Annotated in this window: 19 protein-coding genes, 1 tRNA gene and 1 riboswitch; of the genes, 7 read left to right on the forward strand and 13 right to left on the reverse strand. The window is 61.8% G+C overall.

What is annotated here, in order from left to right:
- Window positions 1-31: 31 nt before the first annotated feature.
- On the reverse strand, window positions 32-2,779 hold the full coding sequence (polA, locus tag V3587_RS18425; protein WP_007728727.1) for a DNA polymerase I: 2,748 nt from the start codon (window positions 2,777-2,779) through the stop codon (window positions 32-34).
- Window positions 2,780-3,081: 302 nt separating this feature from the next.
- Between polA and V3587_RS18430 the strand changes: the two genes are divergently transcribed.
- From V3587_RS18430 to V3587_RS18445, 4 genes are read left to right on the forward strand one after another with little or no spacing between them, the layout of a single operon-like run.
- Window positions 3,082-4,392, forward strand: a complete 1,311-nt coding sequence (locus V3587_RS18430; RefSeq protein WP_037120375.1) for a branched-chain amino acid ABC transporter permease — start codon at window positions 3,082-3,084, stop codon at window positions 4,390-4,392.
- A 5-nt stretch (window positions 4,393-4,397) separates the two neighbouring features.
- Window positions 4,398-5,387, forward strand: a complete 990-nt coding sequence (locus tag V3587_RS18435; protein WP_283377425.1) for a branched-chain amino acid ABC transporter permease — start codon at window positions 4,398-4,400, stop codon at window positions 5,385-5,387.
- Window positions 5,380-6,408: an ABC transporter ATP-binding protein gene (locus V3587_RS18440; protein WP_029255470.1), complete on the forward strand. Its 1,029-nt coding sequence runs from the start codon at window positions 5,380-5,382 to the stop codon at window positions 6,406-6,408. The genes V3587_RS18435 and V3587_RS18440 overlap by 8 nt, the downstream gene beginning before the upstream one ends.
- Complete coding sequence (locus tag V3587_RS18445; RefSeq protein ID WP_003944041.1) at window positions 6,405-7,211, forward strand: ABC transporter ATP-binding protein; 807 nt, start codon at window positions 6,405-6,407, stop codon at window positions 7,209-7,211. The genes V3587_RS18440 and V3587_RS18445 overlap by 4 nt, the downstream gene beginning before the upstream one ends.
- A gap of 71 nt (window positions 7,212-7,282) precedes the next feature.
- Here V3587_RS18445 and V3587_RS18450 read toward each other — a convergent pair whose 3' ends face one another.
- Both V3587_RS18450 and V3587_RS18455 read right to left on the reverse strand, forming a co-directional pair.
- Complete coding sequence (locus tag V3587_RS18450) at window positions 7,283-8,614, reverse strand: ABC transporter substrate-binding protein (protein WP_003944031.1); 1,332 nt, start codon at window positions 8,612-8,614, stop codon at window positions 7,283-7,285.
- 218 nt (window positions 8,615-8,832) lie between these two features.
- On the reverse strand, window positions 8,833-9,450 hold the full coding sequence (locus V3587_RS18455; RefSeq protein ID WP_003944029.1) for an ANTAR domain-containing response regulator: 618 nt from the start codon (window positions 9,448-9,450) through the stop codon (window positions 8,833-8,835).
- A gap of 107 nt (window positions 9,451-9,557) precedes the next feature.
- Between V3587_RS18455 and V3587_RS18460 the strand changes: the two genes are divergently transcribed.
- Window positions 9,558-9,634, forward strand: a tRNA-Leu gene (locus tag V3587_RS18460).
- A 75-nt stretch (window positions 9,635-9,709) separates the two neighbouring features.
- Window positions 9,710-10,342 carry an AMIN-like domain-containing (lipo)protein gene (locus V3587_RS18465; RefSeq protein WP_214925362.1) on the forward strand — a complete coding sequence of 211 codons (633 nt, stop codon included), beginning with the start codon at window positions 9,710-9,712 and terminating at the stop codon, window positions 10,340-10,342.
- Window positions 10,343-10,453: 111 nt separating this feature from the next.
- On the opposite strand, the gene V3587_RS18470 is transcribed toward V3587_RS18465, so the two are convergent.
- Window positions 10,454-11,425 carry a bifunctional 5,10-methylenetetrahydrofolate dehydrogenase/5,10-methenyltetrahydrofolate cyclohydrolase gene (locus V3587_RS18470; RefSeq protein WP_058227008.1) on the reverse strand — a complete coding sequence of 324 codons (972 nt, stop codon included), beginning with the start codon at window positions 11,423-11,425 and terminating at the stop codon, window positions 10,454-10,456.
- 23 nt (window positions 11,426-11,448) lie between these two features.
- Window positions 11,449-11,529: riboswitch (ZMP/ZTP riboswitch) on the reverse strand.
- Window positions 11,530-11,703: 174 nt separating this feature from the next.
- Here V3587_RS18470 and V3587_RS18475 point away from each other — a divergent pair.
- On the forward strand, window positions 11,704-12,207 hold the full coding sequence (locus tag V3587_RS18475; protein WP_283377412.1) for an SRPBCC domain-containing protein: 504 nt from the start codon (window positions 11,704-11,706) through the stop codon (window positions 12,205-12,207).
- A 33-nt stretch (window positions 12,208-12,240) separates the two neighbouring features.
- Here V3587_RS18475 and V3587_RS18480 read toward each other — a convergent pair whose 3' ends face one another.
- From V3587_RS18480 to trpB, 9 genes are all read right to left on the reverse strand, one after another.
- Window positions 12,241-13,122: an acyl-CoA thioesterase gene (locus V3587_RS18480; RefSeq protein ID WP_003944096.1), complete on the reverse strand. Its 882-nt coding sequence runs from the start codon at window positions 13,120-13,122 to the stop codon at window positions 12,241-12,243.
- Window positions 13,123-14,541 (reverse strand): pyruvate kinase, encoded by a 1,419-nt coding sequence (gene pyk, locus V3587_RS18485; RefSeq protein ID WP_003944038.1) that lies wholly within the window; start codon window positions 14,539-14,541, stop codon window positions 13,123-13,125.
- 82 nt (window positions 14,542-14,623) lie between these two features.
- Window positions 14,624-16,126 carry a glutamate synthase subunit beta gene (locus V3587_RS18490; protein WP_070161402.1) on the reverse strand — a complete coding sequence of 501 codons (1,503 nt, stop codon included), beginning with the start codon at window positions 16,124-16,126 and terminating at the stop codon, window positions 14,624-14,626.
- Window positions 16,119-20,618, reverse strand: a complete 4,500-nt coding sequence (gene gltB / locus V3587_RS18495; RefSeq protein WP_283377413.1) for a glutamate synthase large subunit — start codon at window positions 20,616-20,618, stop codon at window positions 16,119-16,121. Before gltB ends, V3587_RS18490 begins: the two co-directional genes overlap by 8 nt.
- 133 nt (window positions 20,619-20,751) lie before the next feature.
- Complete coding sequence (locus V3587_RS18500; RefSeq protein ID WP_007728705.1) at window positions 20,752-21,579, reverse strand: TM2 domain-containing protein; 828 nt, start codon at window positions 21,577-21,579, stop codon at window positions 20,752-20,754.
- A gap of 126 nt (window positions 21,580-21,705) precedes the next feature.
- A complete protein-coding gene (locus tag V3587_RS18505; protein ID WP_058227004.1) occupies window positions 21,706-22,131 on the reverse strand; it encodes a TM2 domain-containing protein in 426 nt (141 codons plus the stop codon).
- Window positions 22,128-23,201 carry a prolipoprotein diacylglyceryl transferase gene (gene lgt / locus V3587_RS18510; RefSeq protein WP_283377414.1) on the reverse strand — a complete coding sequence of 358 codons (1,074 nt, stop codon included), beginning with the start codon at window positions 23,199-23,201 and terminating at the stop codon, window positions 22,128-22,130. The genes V3587_RS18505 and lgt overlap by 4 nt, the downstream gene beginning before the upstream one ends.
- Window positions 23,198-24,001 (reverse strand): tryptophan synthase subunit alpha, encoded by an 804-nt coding sequence (trpA, locus tag V3587_RS18515; RefSeq protein WP_058227003.1) that lies wholly within the window; start codon window positions 23,999-24,001, stop codon window positions 23,198-23,200. The genes lgt and trpA overlap by 4 nt, the downstream gene beginning before the upstream one ends.
- Window positions 23,998-25,359, reverse strand: a complete 1,362-nt coding sequence (trpB, locus tag V3587_RS18520; protein WP_065454984.1) for a tryptophan synthase subunit beta — start codon at window positions 25,357-25,359, stop codon at window positions 23,998-24,000. The genes trpA and trpB overlap by 4 nt, the downstream gene beginning before the upstream one ends.
- Window positions 25,360-25,364 lie beyond the last annotated feature (5 nt).

The following is a 25,364-nucleotide window of genomic DNA, read 5'->3' on the forward strand; positions in this document are numbered from 1 at the left end:
TCGATTCCGGCCCAGCCTTTTTCGTTGCTGCCTAGTGAGCCGCGCTGTCCCAGCTTCGACCGGTTCCCACCGAAACATCCAGAGGTACCGACAGCTCGATGGCTGTGGCCATCTTGTCCTTGACCAGCGCGGTGACCTCCTCCAACTCGGAGGCAACCACTTCGAGCACCAATTCGTCGTGCACCTGCAACAGCATGCGCGACTTCAATCCGGCGTCGGCGAGAGCCTTCTGCACGTTGATCATCGCCACCTTGATGATGTCGGCCGCAGTGCCCTGGATCGGCGCATTGAGGGCAGCACGTTCGGCAACCTCACGACGCTGACGGTTGTCGCTGTTGAGGTCCGGCAGGTAGCGACGACGACCGTAGAGCGTCGAGGTGTAGCCGTCCTTACGTGCCTGCTCGACCACCGCGTGGAGGTAATCCCGCACGCCGCCGAAACGAGCGAAGTACGCATCCATCTGCTGCTTCGCTTCTTCGGTCGAAATCTTCAGCTGCGACGCCAATCCGTAGGCACTGAGCCCGTAGGCCAGACCGTAGGACATCGCCTTGACCCGGCGCCGCAGTTCTGGAGTCACCTCTTCGATCGGTACACCGAATGCGCGCGAGCCGACAAAGCTGTGCAGGTCCTCACCGGTGTTGAATGCCTCGATCAGCCCCTCGTCGCCTGACACGTGCGCCATGATGCGCATTTCGATCTGGCTGTAGTCGGCAGTGAGTAGAACGTCGAACCCTTGCCCGACTACGAATCCGTCGCGAATCTCGCGCCCCGCGTCGTTTCGCACCGGGATGTTCTGCAAGTTCGGATCGGTCGACGACAGACGTCCGGTCGCGGCAACCGTCTGGTTGAACGTCGTGTGAATGCGTCCGTCTTCGGCTACGGCCTTGAGAAGACCGTCGACGGTCACCTTCATACGCGTCGCATCACGGTGCGCGAGAAGGTGTTCGAGGAACGGGTGTCCTGTCTTGTCGAACAGACCCTGCAACGCCTCGGCGTCGGTGGTGTAGCCCGTCTTCGTCTTCTTCGTCTTGGGCATGTCGAGTTCTTCGAACAAGACCACCTGCAGCTGCTTCGGCGAACCCAGGTTGATCTGCTTGTCGATCACCTCGTAGGCCGAGTTTGCTGCGTCGGCGACCTGGGAGGCGAAACGGCTCTGAAGATCGTGCAGATGCGCGCTGTCGACGGCGATGCCGGTGGCCTCGATCTGAGCGAGCTCGATCGTCAACGGCAGTTCCATGTCGGAGAGGAGCGACTTGGATTCGATCGACTCCAACTCGGTGTCCAGTGCAGCTGCCAAGTCGAGAACGGCCTGAGCGCTGAGCATCGCGGTCTCGGCCGCTTCGGCATCGAGCTGCTCGGTGTCGTCGAGCAGTGAAAGCTGTTCCTGGCCGGATGTTTCGGCGCGCAGTTCACGCTTGAGGTAGCGGAGCGAGAGGTCGTCGAGATTGAAGCTGCGCTGGCCCGGCCGGACGAGGTACGCGGCCAGAGCAGTGTCGCTGGTCAGTCCACCGAGCGTCCAACCACGCCCACGCAGAGCATGGATCGCCCACTTGGCTTCGTGCAGCGCCTTCGGCTGCGATGCGTCGGCGAGCCAATCACCGAGAGCTGCTTCGTCTTCCGGTGTTGCCGTCGACGCCGCGATGTATGCACATTCACCGTCGGAGGCCGCGATCGCGAGTGCAGTGACGTCGCCGGCGAACGGAGTTCTGGTTCCGAGCACCGTCACGCCGTGACGCTCACCGGTTCGTGCGTGGGCGTCGAGCCACGCGGCAACCGCACCCGGGGCGAGTGCGTCGCCGCTGACCTCGAACCCTTCCTCTGCTTCGGGCTCGGACGACGACAGGGTCGCGAACAGTCGATCGCGGAGAACCTTGAACTCGAGATCGTCGAACAACGCATGAATCTTCTCGCGGTCCCACGGGGCCAACACCAACTGCTCGGGCGTGTACGGCAAGGGAACGTCGCGAACCATTTCGGTGAGCTGACGATTGAGCAGGACGTTCGCGAGGTTCTCCCGCAGTGAGTCGCCCACCTTGCCGCGGACCTTGTCCACGTTGTCGACCAGTCCCTGCAGGTCGCCGTACTCACGGATCCACTTGGTGGCGGTCTTCTCGCCGACGCCGGGGATGCCGGGGAGGTTGTCACTCGGGTCGCCGCGCAGTGCAGCAAAATCGGGATACTGCGCCGGGCTGAGGCTGTACTTCTCCTCTACGGCCGTCGGCGTGAATCGGGTGAGCTCCGAGACACCCTTCTTCGGGTAGAGCACAGTGACGTTGTCGGTCACCAGTTGCAGCGAGTCACGGTCACCGGTCACGACGAGAACCCGGTATCCGAGGGCCTCCGCCTGCGTGGTCAAGGTGGCGATCACGTCGTCGGCTTCGAAACCTTCCTCGGCCATGACCGGGATGCCCAGCGCGCCGAGAACGTCCTTGGTGATGTCGATCTGGCCCTTGAATTCGTCAGGAGCCTTCGCGCGCTGCGCCTTGTATTCGGGGAACAGGTCGGCGCGAAACGTCTGACGCGACACGTCGAAGGCCGCGGCCAGGTGGGTGGGCTGCTCGTCACGAAGAAGGTTGATCAACATCGACGTGAAGCCGTACACCGCGTTGGTGGCCTGCCCACTGTGTGTCTTGAAGTTCTCTGCAGGCAGCGCGTAGAAGGCGCGAAACGCCAACGAATGCCCGTCGAGAAGCATCAGAAGAGGGCGATCGTCCGCCTTGCCGGTGGTGCCGGCTGGAGCGGTGGACGTGCTGGACCGAGTTGTGGTTGCGGGGCTCACGGTTCATCAGTCTAGGGATCGCGACCGACATCGACGCCTTCGCCGTTGTTTACGCAGGAACAGACACAAGAATCGGACAATTGATGCAGCCTTCGGCCTTCGATACGGAACCGAAACATCCCGGAAATCTCAGAACCCCATCTGAAGCGAACGGAGCCGTTAGAGTCCGGAAATCGCAGCAGCGAAACAATCCCTCTGCTGTGCGGCACTTTGTCCAGACGCGCTATTCCCGACCCGCTCGGAGGACGTACGTGGCCCCACCCGTAGTGAAACGGCAGACCCTCGCGACACTCAGCCGACTACTGGCCTTTGCATTACTGACGTTCTTCGCATTACTCAGCCTGGCCGGAACTGCTTCGGCTCAGGAACCGACCACTTCCCCTACACCGCCGACCCCGACAGCATCCGCAACACCAACAGCACCGGTTCCCGACAACGCTGTCCCCGTCAGCGGCAATCTCAACAACGGCGGCACACGCCTCGAGGGCGTCACCGTCCGTGCGCTCGATTCTTCCGGCACGGAAGTCGCCACCGGAGAATCGGCATCGAACGGCCGTTGGGAACTGGCCGTGGCACCGGGCACCTACACCTTCGAGATCGTTGCCGACACACTTCCCGACGGGGTCAGTGTGCAAGCCGCTGTCGAACGCGAGGTGGTGGCCGGCCGCGCGAACACCGTGATCTTCTCGTTCGGCGAGGTACGTACCGCCTCGAATGTCAGCTTCGGCGAGAAGCTGATCCGCACGACGGTCGACGGTCTGCGGTTCGGCCTCGTGATCGCGATCGCCGGTGTGGGTTTGAGCCTGATCTACGGCACCACTGGCCTGACCAACTTCGCTCACGGCGAGATGGTGACGTTGGGAGCCGTTGCTGCCTGGGTGATCAACACGTCCTTCGGCGTTCCGCTGATTCCCGCCACGATCCTCGCGATCTTCGTCGGCATCGGCATCGGCCTGCTGACCAACGGAATCGTCTGGAAACCACTGCGTAAGCGCAAGACCGGGTTGATCGCGCAATTGGTGGTCTCGATCGGTCTCGCGATTTCATTGCGCTACTTGATCCTGATCTTCTTCTCCGACCGCGCCGAACCGTTCGACGACTACCAGGGCCAGGTCGAGAAGAACTGGGGCCCGATCGCACTGACCGACGCCAACGCGATAGTCATGATCGTCAGTCTGGTCGTCCTGGTCGGCGTCGCACTGCTTCTGCAGAAGACTCGCATCGGAAAGGCCATGCGTGCCGTCTCCGACAATCGTGACCTCGCCGCTTCGTCCGGTATCAACGTCGAGCGCGTGATCATGTTCGTCTGGGGTCTCGGCGGCGGACTGGCCGCCCTCGGCGGTGTGCTGTTCGGTATCTCCGAACTCGGAGGACGCGTCCAGTGGGAAATGGGATTCAAACTGTTGCTGCTCATGTTCGCCGGAATCACCCTCGGTGGTCTGGGAACCGCGTACGGGGCGCTACTCGGCTGCGTCATCGTCGGACTTCTGGTCCAACTCTCGACGCTCATCATCAACCCAGACCTCAAATACATCGGCGGACTTCTCGTCTTGATCGTGATCCTCGTGGTTCGCCCCCAGGGCATCCTCGGATCCAGACAAAGGATCGGGTGACGAACATGGACATCATGGGAGCTTTCCAGGTTTCCTTCGCCCAGCTGATCGGGCCGTCGGCAATCTTCTACGCACTGTTGGCAATCGGGTTGAACCTGCACTTCGGCTACGCCGGACTGCTCAATTTCGGTCAGATCGGTTTTGCCCTTCTCGGCGGCTACGGCGTCGGCATCATGACCGTGACCTACGACCAGCCGCTCTGGCTCGGCATCCTCGTCGGACTCACCGCAGCCGGGCTCCTCGCGCTCGTGCTCGGTATCCCGACGCTGCGTCTGCGCGCCGACTATCTCGCCATCGTGACCATCGCCGCTTCGGAGATCCTGCGTCTGATCTTCCGCTCGACCGCGTCGGATTCGGTGACCGGTTCCACCAATGGCCTGTTCGGTTTCGCAGACCCGTTCACCGCACTGAGCCCCTTCGACTCGGCCAAGCAGTACTCATTTCTCGGCGTGAAGTTCTACGGAGACGACCTCTGGTCGATGGTCGTGGGGTGGACGCTGGTCTTGATCTTGTGCGGATTCGTCTACCTGTTGACGCACAGTCCGTGGGGGCGCGTCCTCAAGGCGGTTCGCGAAGACGAGGACGCAGCGCGATCGTTGGGCAAGAACGTGTTCGTGTACAAGATGCAGGCGCTGGTTCTCGGCGGCGTGATCGGTGGTCTGGCCGGGGTGTTCAACGCTTTGCAGACCAAGTCCATCAACCCGGACTTCTACTCGACCGCGCAGACGTTCTTCGCGTTCGGCGCACTGATTCTGGGCGGGGCGGCAACGGTATTCGGCCCGGTGCTCGGCGCAATGTTGTTCTGGTTCCTCCTCGCCATCCCTGACGCCTTGCTGCGTCAGGCGATCTCCGGCGAGAATCCGCTGCTCTCGCTGACCGAACAACAGGTCGGGGCCACCAGGTACGTCCTGCTCGGATTGATGATTGCTCTCCTGATGGTCTTCAGACCGCAGGGAATACTGGGTAACAAGCGGGAGGTGCAACTCAATGCTTGACGCCGATACCAGAGCACAGATCTTTGCCGACGTTCCTCACCTTCCCGGATCGGCGAAACCCGACCCGGTGTTGGTCGCTGACAACGTCTCGCGGACGTTCGGCGGTCTCAAGGCCGTCGACGTCGATCACCTCGAGATTCAACGAGGGTGCATCACGGGTCTGATCGGTCCAAACGGTGCCGGAAAAACGACGCTCTTCAACCTCCTTACCGGATTCGACCGGCCGGACACCGGTACGTGGTCGATGGACGGTCAATCGCTGGGCCGCATGTATCCCCACCAGGTAGCCAGGAAAGGAGTGGTACGGACGTTCCAGTTGACCAAGGCGCTCTCCAAACTCACCGTGCTGGACAACGTACGTCTCGGTGCCACCGGCCAACGTGGTGAACGCATTTTTGCATCTCTCGTCCCGTGGATCTGGAAAGGCCAGGAACGCGAGATCACCGAACGCGCCAACGAACTCCTCGCACGATTCAAACTCGACACCAAGGCCGACGACCTCGCCGGTTCACTCTCCGGTGGGCAGCGCAAACTGCTCGAAATGGCTCGCGCACTCATGACCTCGCCCTCGGTGGTGATGCTGGACGAACCGATGGCGGGGGTCAATCCTGCTCTGACGCAAAGCCTGCTCGGACACATCAAGTCATTGCGCGACGACGGAATGACCGTCGTGTTCGTCGAGCACGACATGGACGTGATCCGAGACATCAGCGATTGGGTGGTGGTCATGGCGCAGGGCAGCGTCATCGCCGAATCCACCCCGGACGAACTCTCGTCCAACACAGCCGTCGTCGACGCATATCTGGGCAGCCACCATGACCAGGCCCTCGAGTTCGACGACAACGGAAATCCGGTGGGCGAGACGGCCGTTCTGGCCGCCGCCCTGGCTGAAGCCGAGGTCGAAACCCTCGAGTCGGGCGGGGACCTGTCGGAACCCGACGTCGACAACCTTCCGGCCGATCTCGCCGCGACGCTGGAATCGAGTCCCGAGGAACCGCGCGGAAGGCACGAGAAGCCATGAGCGAGAACAAAGCACGAGCACTCACCCCTGCAGAGTTCGCCGCGACGGCCGAGGAGCATCAGCGACTGTCGGCAGGTGCCCTGCTCCGCGCCGACAGCCTCGTCGCGGGCTACATTCCCGGCGTCAACATCCTGCGTGAGTGCAACTTCTTCCTGAAGGAAGGGGAAATCGTCGGGATCATCGGACCGAACGGCGCAGGCAAATCGACACTCCTGAAATCACTGTTCGGACTGATACCGGTACGCGAAGGGTCGGTCACTCTACGCGAGGACAACATCACGTCTGCGCCCGCTCACGTCCTCGTTCAGAAGGGAGTCGGGTACGTCCCTCAAACGCAGAACGTCTTTCAGACTCTGACCATCGAAGAAAACCTCGAAATGGGCATTTATCTGCGCCCCAAGGCATTCGCGGAACGATTCGCCTTCGTGAGTGAACTGTTCCCTCTCCTGAGTGAACGACGAAAGGTGAAGGCCGGCGCACTCTCGGGTGGTGAACGCCAGATGGTCGCGATGGGCCGGGCCCTGATGATGGATCCGTCGGTGCTGCTGCTCGACGAACCGTCCGCGGGCCTGTCCCCCATGTTCCAGGACGAGGTGTTCATCCGCTGCAAGAAGATCAATGCTGCGGGTGTCTCGGTCATCATGGTCGAGCAGAACGCGCGCCGCTGCCTTCAGATCTGCGACCGCGGTTACGTACTCGATCAGGGTAAGAACGCGTACACCGACACCGGCGCCAATCTGATGAACGACCCCAAGGTGATCGAGTTGTACTTGGGAACGCTCGCTGGAAGCAAAGAGAAGTAGGACAGACACGAGAATGGGCCAGGGTCGCGAGACCCTGGCCCATTCTCGTTGGCTGCTTACCTGCCCACGACTTACTTGCCCACCACCACGAATCCTTCTGTGGTCAGGGTGTTCTCAGGGCCGAACTTGAGCTTTCCGTACGAACCGATGGACGGCTCCCCCGAATCGTTGAAGTCCAACTCACCGGTGATGCCGTCGTAGTCGATGTCGGTTCCCGCCTTCACCAACGGCAGGCACTCGACGTAGGACGTGCACTTGGTGCCGCCTTCGGTGACGCTGTTGATGTTGGCCGCGATGTCGGTACCGGCCGTCGACTTCGCCTGCTCGGCAGCGAGCGCTGAGATCACCACCGCGTCGTATGACTCTCCGGCGTAGTTGAAGTCGATCAGAGAGGGGTTCACAGCCTTCAGACGATCCTGGAAGGCAGCTCCGACGTCCGTCAGGGGCGTCGTTCCCTGCATGGTGTCGAGCAACGGCTTCGCCACGGATTCGCCGAGAGCGTTGCCCATGTTGCCGTCGACGCCGTACATCGCCATTCCGTCCGACGGGCCGATGCCCACTTCGTGCATGCGCGTGATGATCTTCGCCGACTCTTCGAAGCCCACCAGTGCCACTGCATCCGGATTGAAGTTCTTGACTTGATCGACTTCGGAGTTGAACGACTGCGCGTTCGGGTCGTAGATGATCTTCTCGATCTGATCGGAGGGGACACCCGAATCGATCAGATTCTTTTCGATGTTGTCCGCCAGACCCGTCCCGTACGGGTCGTTGAGGGCCATGATCGCTACGCGCTGACCACCGTCGTCCGAAATGAGCTGTGCGACGGCCTGAGCCTGTAGTACGTCCGTCGGAGCGGTGCGGAAGTACATGCCCTTGTCTGGGTAGCAGACGAATTGGTCCGAGGTGTTGGCAGGCGAGAACATCACGACGCCTGCGCTGGCGATCTTGTCGATCACCTTGAGCGAGACCGAAGACGACGCGGCGCCGACGATGACCTGAGTGCCTGCAGCCAATTCGCGGTCGACGGTGGTATTGGCGGTGTCCGTTGTGGTGTCACCCGAATCGCCGGGAATCAGCTGGACCGGTTGGCCGAGAACGCCTCCGGCTGCATTGACGTCGTTGACTCCCAGCTGGGTGCCCGCGACCATCGGCGGCCCGAGGAACGACAAGCTGCCTGTATCGGGAAGAAGCGTGCCGATGCGCAGCGCTTCCGTGGACGGGGTGGCGCCGGCCTTGGCCTGCTCCGGGGTGCAATCAGTCGTGACGGATGTCGTCGCGGCAGAAGCGCCGGACGTAGAGCCACTCGAAGACGAGTCATCCGACTTGTCCGAGCTACAGCCTGCAAGTGCCAGTGATGCCGCGCCGAGAACTGCAGCAGTACGCACAAGTGTTCGTCTAGCCATCCCACGCTCCTAAGATCAGCCGGTGCTCGCGCCACCCGAACTGGCGCTCGCTGTGGGATCAGACGCTAGACCTTGGAACCGTTTCGCGATCCTTCAAGAAAGCCCTGTGACCTGACTGTTATCTGAAGGTGCACAGTGTTTACACGGCTGTAGCGCTGCGCGACGTTTCGACGGTCGACGCAGCCACTCAGTGCAGCCGGATAACCCGGACACTTTGCTCAAGCGTCCGGTTCACCGCCCAGAGTTTCCAGTACGACCTGTGCGACCGCCTTCATCGTGGAGCGCCGATCCATCGCGGCGCGCTGAATCCACTTGAACGCCTCAGGTTCGGTGAGCGCTTGGCGAACCATCAGAACACTCTTGGCTCGCTCGATCAGCTTGCGTGCTTCGAGCCGGTCGGAAAGATCAGCGACCTCACGCTCGAGCGCCGTCACCTCGCGGAAACGACTGACCGCCAATTCGACAGCGGGAACGAGGTCACTGATCGAGAACGGCTTGACCAAGTAAGCCATGGCGCCGGCATCGCGTGCGCGCTCGACCAACTCGCGCTGACTGAACGCTGTGAGAATGACAACAGGAGCGATGCGTTTGGCGGCAATCTCCGAAGCGGCGTCGATGCCGTCTCTCCTGGGCATTTTCACGTCCATGATGACCAGATCAGGCTTGAGCGACTCGGCCAACTCCACCGCAACCTGCCCGTCACCGGCCTCACCGACGACGTCGTAGCCCTCTTCGCGGAGCATCTCGACCAGATCCATACGGATCAACGCCTCGTCTTCAGCGACGACAACACGACGGGGTGCGAGCTGATTGCCTTGCGGCTGCGGCGAATTCATGGCCACCATCCTCCTCCATCGAACCGCCCCGACACGAGACGCGAACGATTAGAGGGTACCGGTGTTTGACATTGAAATCGCATCTTCTAATGTAGTCATCGCAACAAGCCCTCGTATCCCAATTGGCAGAGGAAACGGATTCAAAACCCGTCCAGTGTGAGTTCGAGTCTCACCGAGGGCACCACCTGCCGCAGTTGGCCGTACCGCAAGGTTTCGGCATTCGGCTGTACCCCAGATCGACCGCCGTTAGATTCGATCCATGAACGGTCGTCGCCTGATTGCTCTGCTCGGAGCCATATCTGTTTTCGCGCTGCTCACCGGGTGTCAGACTGACGACCAATCCGACACTGCCGGCGAATCCAACACTGCCGGCGAATCTTCCACCCAGGCCGTCCTCGATGCTGCAACACAGACAGGCACCGTTCAGGTCGGCACTCCCCCGATCGATGCCCCACCAACCGAGATCTCCACGCTTGCTCCGCTCCCGAACGACACGGAGATCCCTTCACCGAATCCGCGCGTCGACGTGACCGAGATCGACGTAACCGATCACGACGGTTTCACCCGAATCACCTACCGATTCGACGGAAATGGATCAGTGTTCTGGAAAACCGAATACGTCAGCGAAGCAATCCGAGCGGGAGACAGCACAGTCGTGGACGTCGGAAGTCGATCGATACTTCAAGTCGACCTGATGGGAGTCCAATCGGATTCGTCGCTCAACTCCGTATCTCACGAGGGCGAAAACATCACGCGCATAGACAGTGCAGCCAGGAACAGTGCGATCCTGCAGTCGTTTGTCGGCACGGTCGACATCCGTCCGGCATACACCGTATCGGCATCCGATTCACCGTCCCAGTTGACGATCGACATCCCCACAGCACACAGCTGACTGTCGATTACCCAATTGCGCGCTCAGCTCAGCCATTCCAGCGCAGCGGTGCTCGACGCGGTAATTCGGTTATCGAGGGGCGGATGAATACTCCGTCTCGAAACCGAGGTCTCACAATCGATCCGAGGCGATTGCGGGGTCCGGTTCAACACGACTGTCATGATTCTCACTGCATGCCCGAACGTCCGCTGATCGAACTGCTGCTGCCAGTGTTTGTTCCAGCAGGACTGCCACCGTCATGGGGCCGACGCCACCCGGCACTGGTGTGATCGCACCGGCATGTGGGAGCGCAGCGGCGTACTCCACGTCTCCGACGTTGCCCTCGTTGTACCCCGCATCGATCACCACTGCCCCAGGCTTGATCCACGCCCCTTTGATCAGTTCCGGAACACCGACGGCCGCGATGACGACGTCTGCCGAGGCGACGTGGGCGGCCAGGTCGACGGTTCGCGAATGGCAGTACGTCACCGTTGCGCCTCGACGCAGGAGGAGCATTCCCATCGGCAATCCGAGTATCGGGCTTCGGCCGACCACGACAGCATGCTTTCCGGTGAGTTCGACGCCTGTGGCGTCGAGGAGGCGCAGGATGCCACTCGGTGTACATGATTCGAATCCCCCACCGGTCAACGCCATTGCCGCGAACGCTGCCGAGGTAACGCCGTCAACGTCTTTGTCGGCCGAGATGGCATCGAACGCGGCCCGTTCGTCGATGTGGCCTGGCACCGGGTGTTGCAGCAGTATGCCGTCGATCGAAGGGTCCGCCGACAACGCTCTCAGCACGTCGACCAGTTCTTCGGTGGTTGTACTCACCGGGAGTTCGACCGTCCGCGACGTCATTCCGACGGCGACAGATCGTTTGGCCTTCATCTGTACATACGCCTTCGAGGCCGGGTCCGCTCCCACGATGACGGCGGCCAGGCAAGGAACGTGCCCCGCCTCATCACGAAACTGCCTGGTGCGCACTGACAGGTCCGCGAGCGCAGCATCGGCAATTGCGCGTCCGTCGATTATTCGAGCGGGCGCGGTCTGGGTCGACAGATTCTTGGTAGAGACGTTTTCGGTAGGCCGATTCTCGGTAGACATGAATCCCCCTTCACACAAGATGTGTGAAGCACCCAGGCGGTCGATGCCTCGCGATGTGCACTCCCCGGTGGTAATTCCCACCCGCGCCAGTCGTGCTTGGTCAGCGTACTGCGCGTTTGTCTCACTGCCACGAAACGCATCCGGAACGCCGCTCTCAAAACGAGACAAATCGACATAACCTATCAATAGGTAACGATCTGACCTGCAGTTATTCCATCCCAAGCAATTAGATGGCACGATGGGGGCAACCGCACGGGCACCAAGCATTGGAGGCACCGATGGACAACGGCAAGATAAACCTGACCTATGACGGTCGGGTGTCACTGAGCTTCCAACTGGCGATTCCGCACGCACTGGACAAGGTCTGGAAAGTGATAACGGAACGCGAGTACCTCGACGCCTGGTTCCCGGCGGACGTCGATTTCAACCTCACTCCAGGCGCGGATCTGCTGTTCAAGGTGACCCCGGAACAAGTCGAGCGATTCGGACTGCCAGCAGATCACGTGACGCGCGGGACGGTCATCAGCGTCCACCCGCACCGAATTCTCGAATTCCTCTGGGACGCAGATACTCTGCATTGGGAACTGGCACCGGACGGCACCGGCGGTTGCTGGCTGACCCTCACCCACACGATGGAAGACGAAGAGTCCGCGTACGCCCACGCTGCCGGCTGGCACGCGGGCTTGGAAGTTGTTGCGGCCCAACTCGATGGACGCGAAGTCGACTGGTCTCCGTGGGACCGCGCCGACGAACTCTCACCGCAATATCGCAAGTCTGCTTGATTCTGGGCCCGAGTTCAGTCTCGGGCCCGCATCTCATTCCCCTTTGCGCGGGAAATGCCTGATCATTCCTTCTTGGACCACCGTCGCCAACAGCAGTCCTTCCACCGAGAAGTACCGTCCGGTTGCCAGACCGCGCGAACCTGCGGCGACCGGCGATTCGGTGGCGTACAGAACCCAGTCGGTGAACCGGAACGGGCGATGGAACCAGATCGAATGATTGACCGTCGCCGCGACGATACGATCATGACCCCAGGACAAACCATGAGTGGTCAGAATCGAATCGAGCACGGTGGTGTCGGACGAATATGCCAGCGTCGCAGCGTGAATGAGCGAATCGTCCGGCAGATCACCGTCGGGGCGCATCCATACCCGATTGTGGTTGAGTTTCTCGCCGGTGCCCTTGAGGATCCACGCCGGATCGTTGGCGTACCGCATGTCGATCGGCTTGAGCGCCGCACTGAAATGCGGCAGTTTCTCCTCGTACCCCACCAGATGATCGCCGATGGGAGGCAACGACTCCGGAAGTGGAACATCCGGGATCTCGACAGCATGGTCGAGCCCCTTGCCGGAGTCCTGGAACGCCGCGAGCATCACGAACAATTCGTTCTCACCCTGATAGGCAGTCACCTGACGGTTGGCGAACGCCCGCCCGTCGCGATGACGATCCACCCGATACTCGATGGGCGCCTTGACATCTCCGCCGCGAATGAAATGGGCATTCACCGCATGGATGGGGCGATCACCGTCGACGGTCCGCCCGGCGGCCATCAGTGCCTGAGACACCAACTGACCGCCGAACGTCCGCGAACCTACCTGTTTCGGGTGGTATCCACGGAACGCGTCTTCACCGATCTGCTCCAGATCCAACAGACCGAGGAGAGTACCGAGGTCGGTGGACGCGTTCGCGTGGGTCACTCAGTGGTCCTCTTCGCCGATACGGTGGACGTGAATGAGGTTGGTGGAACCGACAGTTCCCGGAGGGGATCCGGCAACGATGACCACGAGGTCGCCCTTGACGTACCGCCCGAGGGAGAGCAACGCACTGTCCACCTGACGCACCATCTCGTCGGTGGTGGCCACCGCATCGACCAGGAACGTCTCGGTTCCCCACGTCAGCGTCAGCTGACTGCGCACCGCGGGCAGCGGTGTGAAGGCGAGCAACGGCAGCGGCGTGTGCAGACGAGCCAGTCGACGCACCGTGTCACCGGACTGAGTGAACGCAACCAAGGCCTTGGCGTCGAGACGTTCGCCGATGTCGCGTGCTGCGTACGAGATGACACCGCGCTTGGTGCGCGGGACGTGGGTCAACGGTGGGACACGGGTTGATTCGTTCTCGACGGCCTCGACGATGCGGGCCATGGTGCGAACGGTTTCCATGACGTACTTGCCCACCGAAGTCTCGCCCGAGAGCATGACTGCGTCGGCGCCGTCGAGAACGGCGTTGGCGACATCGGATGCCTCTGCGCGAGTGGGACGTGAGTTCTCGATCATCGACTCGAGCATCTGCGTCGCGACGATGACCGGCTTCGCGTTCTCACGAGCAATCTGGATTGCGCGCTTCTGAACGAGCGGGACCTGCTCGAGCGGCAACTCGACACCGAGGTCACCGCGGGCGACCATGACGGCGTCGAACGCGAGCACGATGGCTTCGAGATTGTCGATGGCCTCGGGCTTCTCGAGCTTCGCGATGACGGGAACGCGGCGCCCGACTCGATCCATGATGGCGTGAACCAATTCGACGTCCGCCGGTGAGCGAACGAAGGAGAGTGCAATGAAGTCGACACCCAGCTTGAGAGCGAACTCGAGGTCGGCGATGTCCTTGCCCGACAGGGCTGGAACGGAGACGTTCATACCGGGCAGTGAGAGGCCCTTGTTGTTGCTGACCGGACCGCCTTCGGTGACCCGACAGACGACGTCGTTGCCGTCGATGGACGTGACGACCAGGCCGACCTTTCCGTCGTCGACCAGCAGTCGATCGCCGGCCTTGGCGTCGCGCGCCAATTCCTTGTACGTGGTCCCGACGCGATCGTGCGTTCCCTCGACGTCGTCGACGGTGATACGAACCTCTTCACCGTTGGCCCAGGTGGTCCGCTCGTCCTTGAATCGGCCGAGGCGAATCTTGGGCCCCTGAAGGTCGGCGAGAACACCGACGGCCTTTCCGGTGGCGTCCGACGCGGCGCGGACGCGAATGTAGTTTTCTTCGTGATCGGCATGCTCGCCGTGGCTGAAGTTGAGGCGCGCCACGTCCATGCCGCTCTCCACGAGCTCACGGATGCGGTCGCCAGAAGCTGTCGCAGGTCCAAGTGTGCATACAATTTTTGTCCGTCGGTTCACGGCTCGAGCCTAGTCGCTACCCCACCGCACTTCTATCCGGCATTTGCGACCTGCACTTTCTGTACTTACTCGATTCAGTTGGTCAGCTCACGAACAGCGGAAATGCCTTTGGATGAACCGGAGCCGGAAGCGCCGACTCGCCTGTGAGAAACACGTCGACGGCACGTGCGGCCGACCGTCCCTCGGCAATCGCCCACACGACCAGCGACGCCCCGCGATGCGCGTCGCCGCAGACGAATACGCCGGGTGTCCGGGTCTGCCACCCGACATCACACTCGATTCTGCCGAGTGGATCGGTGCCGACATCAAGGTCGGTGAGCAGTGGGGCGGTTTCGACGCCGTCGAAACCCAGAGCGAGCAAGACCATCTCGCACACCAGATCCGTCGTGTCGCCGGTCTCCACCAGGGTCCGTTGTCCGTCCTTCGCTCGTGACACGGCTACCGGAACCATCCGGATTGCGCGGACCGCACCCCCACCGTCGTCGAGAAATTCCTGCGCCGCCCATCGGAATCGTTTGTCACTGCCCTCCTCGTCCGCCGGCGAGGTGCGCAGGACCCGCGGCCACAACGGCCATGGGTCGCGATCTCGATCGCGGCGTGCCGGAGGTGGGACGTGGTAGTCCAATTCCGTCACCGAGAGCGCACCCTGGCGATGCACCGTGCCGAGGCAGTCGGCGGCCGTGTCGCCGCCACCGATGATCACGACGTTCTTACCTCGCGCCGAGATGCTCGACGCACCGTCACCCTCGCATTCGCGGTTGGCCGCACGCAGGTACGTCATCGCACGATGGATTCCGCGAAGACTACGACCCGGTACGTCGGTGTCTCTGGCACGATCAGCCCCGACCGCCAGGACTACCGCCTCGAATTCCGTCGAGAGGTCGTGCGCGCTCACGTTCACTCCGACGGCGCAGTCGGTGACGAACCTGGTCCCCTCGGCGGTCAGTTGGTCCAGCCGCCGGTTGATGAGGGCCTTGGGCAACTTGAATTCCGGAATTCCGTAGCGAAGCAGTCCCCCGATCCGATCGCTCCGCTCGAACACCGTGACACTGTGTCCGGCTCGTGTCAGTTGTTGAGCCGCGGCCAGTCCCGCCGGTCCCGAACCGACAACCGCAACACAGTTTCCGCTGTGAACTACCGGTGCCTGCGGCCCCAACCAACCCGACTCCCAGGCGTTGTCGACGATTGCCTGTTCGATGCGCTTGATGGTGACACCCCCCGACGTGTGCTCGCCGTCGAGTGCGAGAACGCACGCCGTTTCGCACGGTGCGGGGCACAGATGTCCGGTGAACTCGGGGAAATTGTTGGTGGAATGCAGATTCTCCGAGGCTTCGGACCACCGTCCACGCCGAACCAGGTCGTTCCATTCCGGAATGAGATTGCCGAGCGGACACCCCACATCGGCCGAATGGCAGTACGGCACAGCGCAGTCCATGCAACGCGAGGCCTGTGCAGATACGTCTCGATTTCGCACGACGGGATCCAGCGACTCGTATACTGACGCCCAGTCACCGACACGCACATCGGTCGATCTGGTCGGTGAGCCGGATCGTTTCACGTTGAGGAACCCGCGTGCGTCAGGCATGAGCTGGCTCCACCAGTTCGTTCTCTTCCACGACCTTCTGATAATCGACAGGCAAAACTTTGGTGAATCTCGGACTCTGGCCAACCCAGTCGTCGAGAAGTTTTGCCGCCACCGGCGAACCGGTCGCAGCCAAATGCTCGCCGAGAATTTCGACCAGCTGACGACAGTCTTCCGCCGAAGGCCGCTCCAGAACGACCATGTCGCGGTTGACCTTTTCTGCCTTCACGTCGAGTACGAAGGCAATTCCGCCCGACATTCCCGCAGCAAGGTTCCTACCAGTTGGGCCGATGATGACGACGCGACCCCCGGTCATGTACTCGCACGCATGGTCTCCGACGCCTTCCACCACAGCGACCGCGCCCGAGTTGCGCACCGCAAATCGTTCCCCGACACGCCCCCTGGCATAGAGCGCACCGCTCGTAGCGCCGTACAGCAGCGTATTGCCGGCAATCACCTGATCCTCGGCCACGAAGGGTGCGTCCTCACTCGGCCGAAGCGCGATTCGTCCACCCGAGAGCCCCTTTCCCACGTAATCGTTTGCATCGCCGACGACGACCAGCGAGATGCCCGGTGGCAGGAACGCACCGAGTGACTGGCCTGCCGTTCCTCTGAGCACGACGTCGATGGTGCCTTGAGGTAGCCCGACGGCGCCGTAGCGTCTGGTCACCTCAGCGCCCAGCCTCGTTCCCACCGCTCGATCCGTATTGTGTACTGGCAGTTCGATATGTACGGGTCGAGCGTCCTCGAGCGAGTTCGCAGCCAACTTGATCAGGGTGCGTTCGAGTTCGCTCGAAACAGGTACATACGGTTGGTAGGCCGCGCCGGCCGGCGTGGCCGGAACGTCGAAGAGTGGTGAGAGATCCAACGTCCGACTCTTCCAATGCGCCACCGCCGGAGACATTTCCAATACGTCTGCGTGCCCCAGCGCATCGTCGATACTTCGAAACCCCAGTTCTGCCAACAACCGTCGTACGTCGGCGGCGATGAAGCGAAAGAAGTTCTCGACGTACTCGGGCCGGCCGGTGAATCGCTCGCGCAGTTCGGGATTCTGCGTCGCTACTCCGACAGGGCAGGTGTCGAGGTGACATACCCGCATCATGACGCACCCGGCCGCGATGAGTGGCGCCGTGGAAAACCCGTACTCCTGCGCCCCCAGCAACGCAGCAACGACGACGTCCCGCGCCGTGCGCAAACCCCCGTCACACTGGACGACGATCCGATCGCGTAACCCGTTGAGCACCAGGGTCTGCTGAGTTTCGGCCAGCCCGATCTCCCACGGCGTAGCCGCGTGGTGGATGGACGAGAGTGCCGCAGCACCCGTCCCGCCGTCGTGACCCGAGATCAGCACCACGTCGGCGTGTGCTTTGGCCACACCTGCCGCAACAGTCCCGACTCCGGCTGCGCTGACCAACTTCACGTGTATCCGCGCGCGATTGTTCGCGCATCTGAGGTCGTAGATCAATTGGGCGAGATCCTCGATCGAATAGATGTCGTGGTGCGGGGGCGGAGAAATGAGGCCGACTCCAGGTGTCGAGTACCGGGTTTCCGCGATCCACGGGTACACCTTGGACCCCGGAAGCTGCCCTCCTTCACCGGGCTTGGCGCCCTGGGCCATCTTGATCTGAATGTCAGTGGCATTGACCAGGTAATCGCTGGTCACCCCGAAGCGACCACTCGCGACCTGCTTGACTGCGCTTCGACGCTTGTTGTCACGCAACCGCTCCGGTGACTCTCCGCCCTCACCGGTGTTCGAACGTCCGCCGAGAGCATTCATCGCAACCGCCATCGTCTCGTGCGCCTCGGCAGAGAGGGAACCGTAGCTCATCGCACCGGTGTTGAATCGAGCGAGAATCATCTCGACGGGTTCGACCTGATCGAGGGGAATCAGCTGACGAATCTCACGCCGAAATCGAAACAATCCCCGAAGTGTTCCGCCCTGCGCGCTCAGTCGATCGACTTCATCGCTGTAGCGACGAAACATCTCACTTCGCCCCGTCCGGGTCGCATGCTGAAGGAAGAACACGGACTCGGGTGTGAACACATGCAATTCACCACCGCGGCGATACCGGTATTGTCCGCTGTCGGTCAACTGACGATTGTCGAACTGACGATGCTGCACTGCGGACGACGAGAACGCAGCCGCGTGACGCATCAGAACTTCTCGCGCGACTTCGGTGATACCGATCCCGCCGATCCGGCTCCGTGTGTTGCAGAAGTATTCGTCGACCAACTCTCGACCCAAGCCCACGGCCTCGAATACCTTTGCGCCCGTGTAGGAGTGAACCGTAGCGATTCCCATCTTCGACATCACTTTGCGCACGCCGGAATTTGCCGCTTTCAGATAGTTGTCCGATGCCTTTTCCGAATTTATCCCGGGAAGTTCGTCTTGCTCGCTGAGTGCTTCTACCGATTCGAGAGCAAGATACGGGTGGACAGCCGCCGCACCGTAGCCGATCAGCAGCGCGATGTGATGAACTTCGCGCGCGTCACCCGACTCGACGACGAGGGAAACCTTGGTCCGCAGGCCATGACGAACCAGATCGTGGTGCACGGCTGATACTGCGAGCAATGACGGAATGGGAGCCTGCTCAGGGCCTGATCCACGGTCGGAGATCACCAGAATCTCGATACCGGCTGCGGCGGCTGTTCGGGCGGACTCACGAAGCCTCTCGACGCCTTCGGCGAGACTGCCTCTCGGATCGAAACCTCCCCGTAGGACAGCGCTTCTCGGAGTTCTTGCGCCGCATAGTTCGGCGACCTTCGCCATCTTCACCGGTCCGATCACCGGTTTATCGAGAACAATCCTTCGGCACGACAGCGCCGACGCTTCGAACAAGTTCTGCTCAGCGCCGAGGGTGACACCAAGCGTTGTGACGACTTCCTCGCGAATCGCGTCCAAAGGCGGGTTGGTCACCTGAGCAAAGAGCTGAATAAAGTAGTCGTACAACAGCTTCGGCCGCTCCGAAAGAACGGCGAGAGGCGTGTCGACACCCATCGATCCCAACGGCTCCGATCCTGAGCTTGCCATCGGGACAAGAATGTCCCGCAGGTCCTCGGCGTGGTATCCGAAGAGCAACTGCCGTTGCAACAGCGGAGCCGGATCGCCTCGGGCAGGCGCAGTCTCGGGGATTTCCTCGAGGTCGACCAATCCCCCGTCGACCCAGTCCCGGTAGGGGGCTGTGCTCGCGAGTTCGGACTTGATCTCCGCATCGGAAACGATCCGATGGCGAGCGGTGTCCACGAGAAACATGCGTCCCGGTTCGAGGCGCCCCTTCTCCAACACCTCGGACGTGGGAGCGTCGAACACACCGCTCTCACTGGCCAACACGATACGGTCGTTCTTCATCCGCCACCATCGCCCTGGGCGAAGACCGTTGCGATCCAACACGGCCCCGACAACAATGCCGTCGCTGAACGTCACGGACGCCGGACCGTCCCACGGTTCCATCAGACAACCGTGAAATTGGTAGAAGGCCTTTATCTCGTCGGGCATCGAAGAATCGTTCTCCCAGGCTCCGGGAATCATCATCGCGATGGCGTGTTGCACACTGCGGCCCCCGAGCGTCAAAAGCTCCAGTACTTCGTCGAACGACGAAGAGTCGGATCCTCCCGGGGTGCAGATCGGAAACAGGCGATCGATGTCCCCACCTAAAAGTGTGCTCCGCAGCATCGGCTCGCGAGCGCGCATCCAATTCCTGTTTCCCACAATCGTATTGATCTCGCCGTTGTGGGCGATGCAGCGATACGGCTGAGCGAGTGGCCACGACGGAAATGTGTTCGTGGAGTATCGACTGTGCACTACTGCCAACGCAGTTCGCATTCGGTGGTCGCGTAGGTCGGTGAAGTAACCGGGTAACTGCGTCGGCGTCAGCATGCCCTTGTACACGATGGTTCGGGCGGACAACGAGGGGAAATACACTGCAGTGTCGGCACAGTGAATCCGCTCGGCTTGTCTCCTGAGGGCAAAGACTCGTCGGTCCAAGGCAATTCCGCCCACACTACGATCTCGCGACTCGGCGCACGTCACAAAACACTGACTGACGTACGGAGCGCACTGCGCGGCAACGGTTCCGACGCAGTCTCGGTCGACCGGCACCTCTCGCCACCCGATAATCCGCAGTCCTTCTGCCGCTGCGTACCGGTGTATCCGAACGACCGCGCGCCAACGTGCTTCCTGATCCACCGGGAGAAAGCAGTTTCCGGCCGCGTAGGTGTTCTCACCCATCGCGTTGGGTGGTGGAAGCTCGAACCCGGTCACCGCGTCGAAGAACTCCGTCGGCAGCTGAATCAGAATGCCCGCGCCGTCTCCGCTGTTGGATTCGCGCCCAACTGCGCCGCGATGGGAGAGATTGCCCAGGACCGCGAGCGCATCGTCGACAATGGAATGCAGGTGGCGTCCAGAGGTGTCTGCTACCACGGCTACACCACACGAATCGGTTTCCTGATCGGGGTCGTACAGGCCCCGAGGTTCAGGTATTCGAGAAAACAGCACTCGGCGACCTCCACGCGGACATGCAGCCGACGTGCGCTAGTTTATCAGCCCATAACCGCAGGTCGCGAGAGCAAAACGGTGACCCCCTGATACGGAGGCATCAGGGGGTCACACTTGCCGAGGGTCGTTTCGATCAGCTACGCAAAGGGCGGTTGTACTGATCGCGCACACTGCCGGTCAACATCATGATTCCGTCGATGAGCGGCCAGATGCCACCGATTCCACACGTCAACCAAGTGACCGCGATCTGTGCGACAGCCATGCCGGGCTGGTTGAGATAAAAACGTCCTGCACCGAATCCGCCGAGCAGAATGCCCAGCAATCCGGCAGTCGTCTTCGACTTGTCCGAGTACGGTTCACCGGTCATCGGGTCACGTCCGTATGGTGCGGACGGGTCGACCAGGCCGTAGCCAGGCTGAGGATAACCCTGAGCTTGTGGGTACCCCTGAGGCTGACCGTAACCCGGCTGTGAGTATCCCGGCTGGGGGTAGCCCTGCGGCGGAGCCGCGTAGGGATTCGGAGTCTGATCTGCCGGTGCACCGTAGACGGGACCGTCCGTCGGGGTTTGGGTCGGCCTCGAGTAGTCCGGCGCCGGATAGTCGGTCGCCGGATAGTTCTGAGCGGCGTAGCTTTCCTGCGACGTGTACGGCGCTGTGGGCTGATTCGGGGTGGAATCAGAATCGGCAGCGGGAAACGCTGTGGTCGATTCGGTTCCGGTCGGCGGCGGGTAGATGGGGTGGTTTCCCCATCCCGGACCGTTTCCGACTCCCGAATACGTGTCCCAGCCTGGACCGGTGCCGGTGGTCTCCGTCGACGGCGTCTTTTCGGTGGGTGCCGAGGTTTCCGTCAACGACGCATCCGCCGTCGCGTCGTAGTCGAACGGCGACCCGAATTGCGGTGGAACCGGCGGCTGTGATCCAGACGAGTCCCCCGACTCGGAAGGTTCCGGATTCTTGTTCAAGTTAGGCAACGTACTTTCCTTCGATTCGACGACGGTACGTAATAGCTTTTGTTATCGGACTTCGAGAAGGTTCGACCTTCTCGAGGCCAGTCCCCCACACATGTTTCCTCGGTTCGCGCTCGCGACTCATCCTCGCAATGGCCGGCGAGCACCGTCCCGCGCATTGCCCGAAAGTATCACGATGCCGTCGACGAACGCCCAGATCCAGATTCCGATCGCAAATGGAATTCCGATGAGGAACGCCGACATGAACAGCGCGAAGAACATGCCGAGCAGTTGGCACAATCCGATACCGACACTTCCGAAATAGAGGCGCCCGACTCCACAGATTCCGAAGAAGCCCAGCAAGATCTGCAACAGTCCAGCGGTGGCCTTCGACTTGTCGGAATACGGTTCCCCGGTTACCGGGTGCCGACCGTACGGGGCGTAGGGATCTCCGAACCCGTACATCGATGGAGGCGGCAATGGCTGCTGATATCCGTACGGATTGGGCGCGCCGTAGACCGGTCCCTGATCCTCGGGGAATCCCCCCTGCGAATAGGGACCTGTCACGGCTTGTCTTTCTTCGACAGCTTCACCGCGTCCGACGACTCATCCGACGCTGCCGTGGAGTCGCTTGCCTCACTGGAAGCGGATTCAGCAGCATCGGATTCAGAATCTTCAGCGTCGGCGCCTTTCGCGTCGGCCTTCGCCGAATCAGTTACGGTAACTGGCGCCGCGACTCCTGCTTCGCCGGCAGCTACCGCAGCGACGTAGTCCTTCGACTTCAAATCAGCCGGATCCTCACGACCCTTCTTCGCCAGGAAGAAGTAGGCCAGTGCGGCGAAGAACACGATCCCCGAAGTGAATGTGTTGACGCGAATGCCGGCGATCTCGTAGGCGAAATCGTCGCGCATCAGTTCGACGACGAACCGGCCCAGGCAATAGCCCGCGACGTACAGAGCAAACAGACGTCCGTGGCCGATCTTGAATCGGCGGTCGACGAGAACAAGCAGGATCACGATCAGTACGTTCCACACAGCCTCGTAGAGGAACGTCGGGTGAACGACCCGGATGACTTCTCCGTTGGAGACACCCGCGAGTTGATCGAGTTGGCCGGAAGAGTTCACTCGCTCGAAGATCTCGAGGCCCCACGGCACGGTGGTCTCGCGACCGTACAACTCCTGGTTGAAGTAGTTGCCGATACGGCCGATGGCCTGCGCGAGCAGGATGCCGGGCGCAATCGCGTCACCGAGGGCAGATACGGGAATGCCGCGTCGCCGGCAGCCGATCCACGCACCGATACCGCCGAGGAAGACAGCTCCCCAGATTCCGAGGCCGCCCTGCCACACCTTGAGTGCGTCGAGAGGCGTACCGTTCTCGCCGAAATAGGCAGGCCAGTCGGTCAATACGTGGTAGAGCCTGCCACCGATCAGACCGAAGGGAACAGCCCAGATCGCGATGTCGAGAACGGTCCCCTTCTCGCCACCGCGGGCGACCCAACGACGATCTCCCCACACGATCGCGACGATGATGCCGAGGATGATGAAGAGCGCGTAGGCGCGCAGCGCCACCGGTCCGACGTACCAGACGCCTTGGGGCGGGCTGGGGATATAGGCCAGCAGGTCCACAGTTGAGGTCACGACGCCACGGTAGCCGAGCGGACGCCCTCGGCGAGTTCTTCGGTGAGCGAGCGAACCGCACCCAACCCGTTCTCGACCGCGGAGACCAGGGCCGAACCGACGATGACGGCATCGGCGTACGCCGCGATTTCGGCAGCTTGTGCGCCGGAGCGGACTCCCAGTCCGACGCCGACGGGGATGTCGGAGTGCGCGCGGATTCGTGCGGTCAGTTCCGGAGCCATGGACGAGACGGCGTCTCGCGCGCCGGTGACACCCATCGTCGAGGCCGCGTAGATGAATCCGCTGCTCGCGTCGAGCGTCATGGCGAGCCGTTCCTCGGTCGAAGATGGAGCGACAAGGAAGATCCGGTCGAGGTGGTGCTCTTCGGATGCTTCCATCCAGGCGCCGGCTTCTTCCGGAATGAGGTTGGGGGTGATCAGTCCGAGTCCACCGGCGGAGGCGAGGTCCCGTGCGAACTTCTCGACGCCGTACTGCAGCACCGGGTTCCAGTACGTCATCACGACGGCCTTGCCGCCGACCGAGCTGATCTGCTCGATCACGGTGAAGATGTCGCGCAGACGGACACCGTTCGAGAGTGCGGTTTCGGCTGCGCGCTGGATGGTCGGACCGTCCATGACCGGATCGGAGTACGCGACACCGACTTCGATGATGTCGCAGCCACCGTCGACCATCGCCTTGAACACGTCGATCGACTCGGGAACCGTCGGGTAACCGGCAGGAAGGTATCCGACGAGGGCGGCGCGCTTGTCAGCCTTGCACGCGGCAAAGGTGGGTGCGAGGCGTGATGGTCGTTCGCTCACTTGTCCGAGCCTTCCGTGTTGTCGTTCTCGTCTGCTGCATCATCCGAAGCGGCTGCCTGACCTGAGGCGCCGTCGAAAAGACCGAACCAGCTTGCGGCGGTATCCATGTCCTTGTCACCGCGACCGGAGAGATTGACGACGATGATCGCGCCCTCGCCCAGTTCCTTGCCGAGTCGGAGCGCGCCGGCGACGGCATGGGCGGATTCGATGGCCGGGATGATGCCTTCGCGGCGCGAGAGCAGCAGAAGCGCATCCATGGCTTCGCTGTCCGTGACGGGTTCGTAGGTGGCGCGCCCGATGTCGCTGAGATAGGCGTGCTCGGGCCCGACACCCGGGTAGTCCAAACCGGCAGAAATCGAGTGCGATTCGATGGTCTGACCGTCTTCGTCCTGAAGCAGGTAGGAGTAGGCACCCTGGAAGGCACCCGGTGTACCGCCGGCGAATGTTGCTGCATGCCTACCAGTTTCGACACCGTCACCGGCTGCTTCGTAGCCCACCAGCCGTACCGACAGATCGTCGATGAACGGGTGGAAGATTCCGATCGCATTCGAACCACCTCCGACGCAGGCTGTGACTGCGTCGGGCAGGCGACCGGTCAGTGCCTGAACCTGGACACGTGTTTCGAGACCGACCACTCGCTGGAAGTCGCGAACGATGGTGGGGAACGGGTGCGGACCTGCCGCGGTACCGAAGCAGTAATAGGTGTTGTCCGCGTGGGAAACCCAGTCGCGCAAGGCTTCGTTGATCGCGTCCTTGAGCGTGCGCGAACCGGTCTCGACCGAGACGACCTCCGCGCCGAGCAGGCGCATGCGGGCGACGTTCAGTGCTTGACGTTCGGTGTCGACAGCACCCATGTAGATGACGCACTCGAGACCGAGCAGTGCACAGGCGGTGGCCGATGCCACACCGTGCTGGCCTGCTCCGGTCTCGGCGATGATGCGGGTCTTGCCCATACGCTTTGCCAGCAGAACCTGACCGAGAACGTTGTTGATCTTGTGAGAACCGGTGTGGTTCAGATCTTCACGCTTGAGAATGATGCGCGCACCACCGGCGAACTCGCTCATTCGCGTTGCCTCGAAAATCGGCGACGGGCGTCCCGTGTAATCGCGCTGCAGGCGATCGAGTTCGTTCAAGAACGTGTCGTCCGCGCGAGCCTTTTCGTACTCCGCGGTGACCTCTTCGATGACCGCCATGAGAGCTTCCGGCACATGCCGGCCGCCGTAGACGCCGAAATGGCCGCCGGCATCGGGATCATGTGAGCGCTCGGTGAGTCCCGCGCTGGCGGGCGGCAGATTGCCGCCCTTGAATGCTGCACCTGATACTGCACCGGAGCCTGGTTCCTGAGTACGTGAAGTCACCCCAC

It is taken from the genome of Rhodococcus sp. IEGM 1306 (assembly GCF_036541985.1).
Lineage (GTDB): Bacteria > Actinomycetota > Actinomycetes > Mycobacteriales > Mycobacteriaceae > Rhodococcus_F > Rhodococcus_F qingshengii.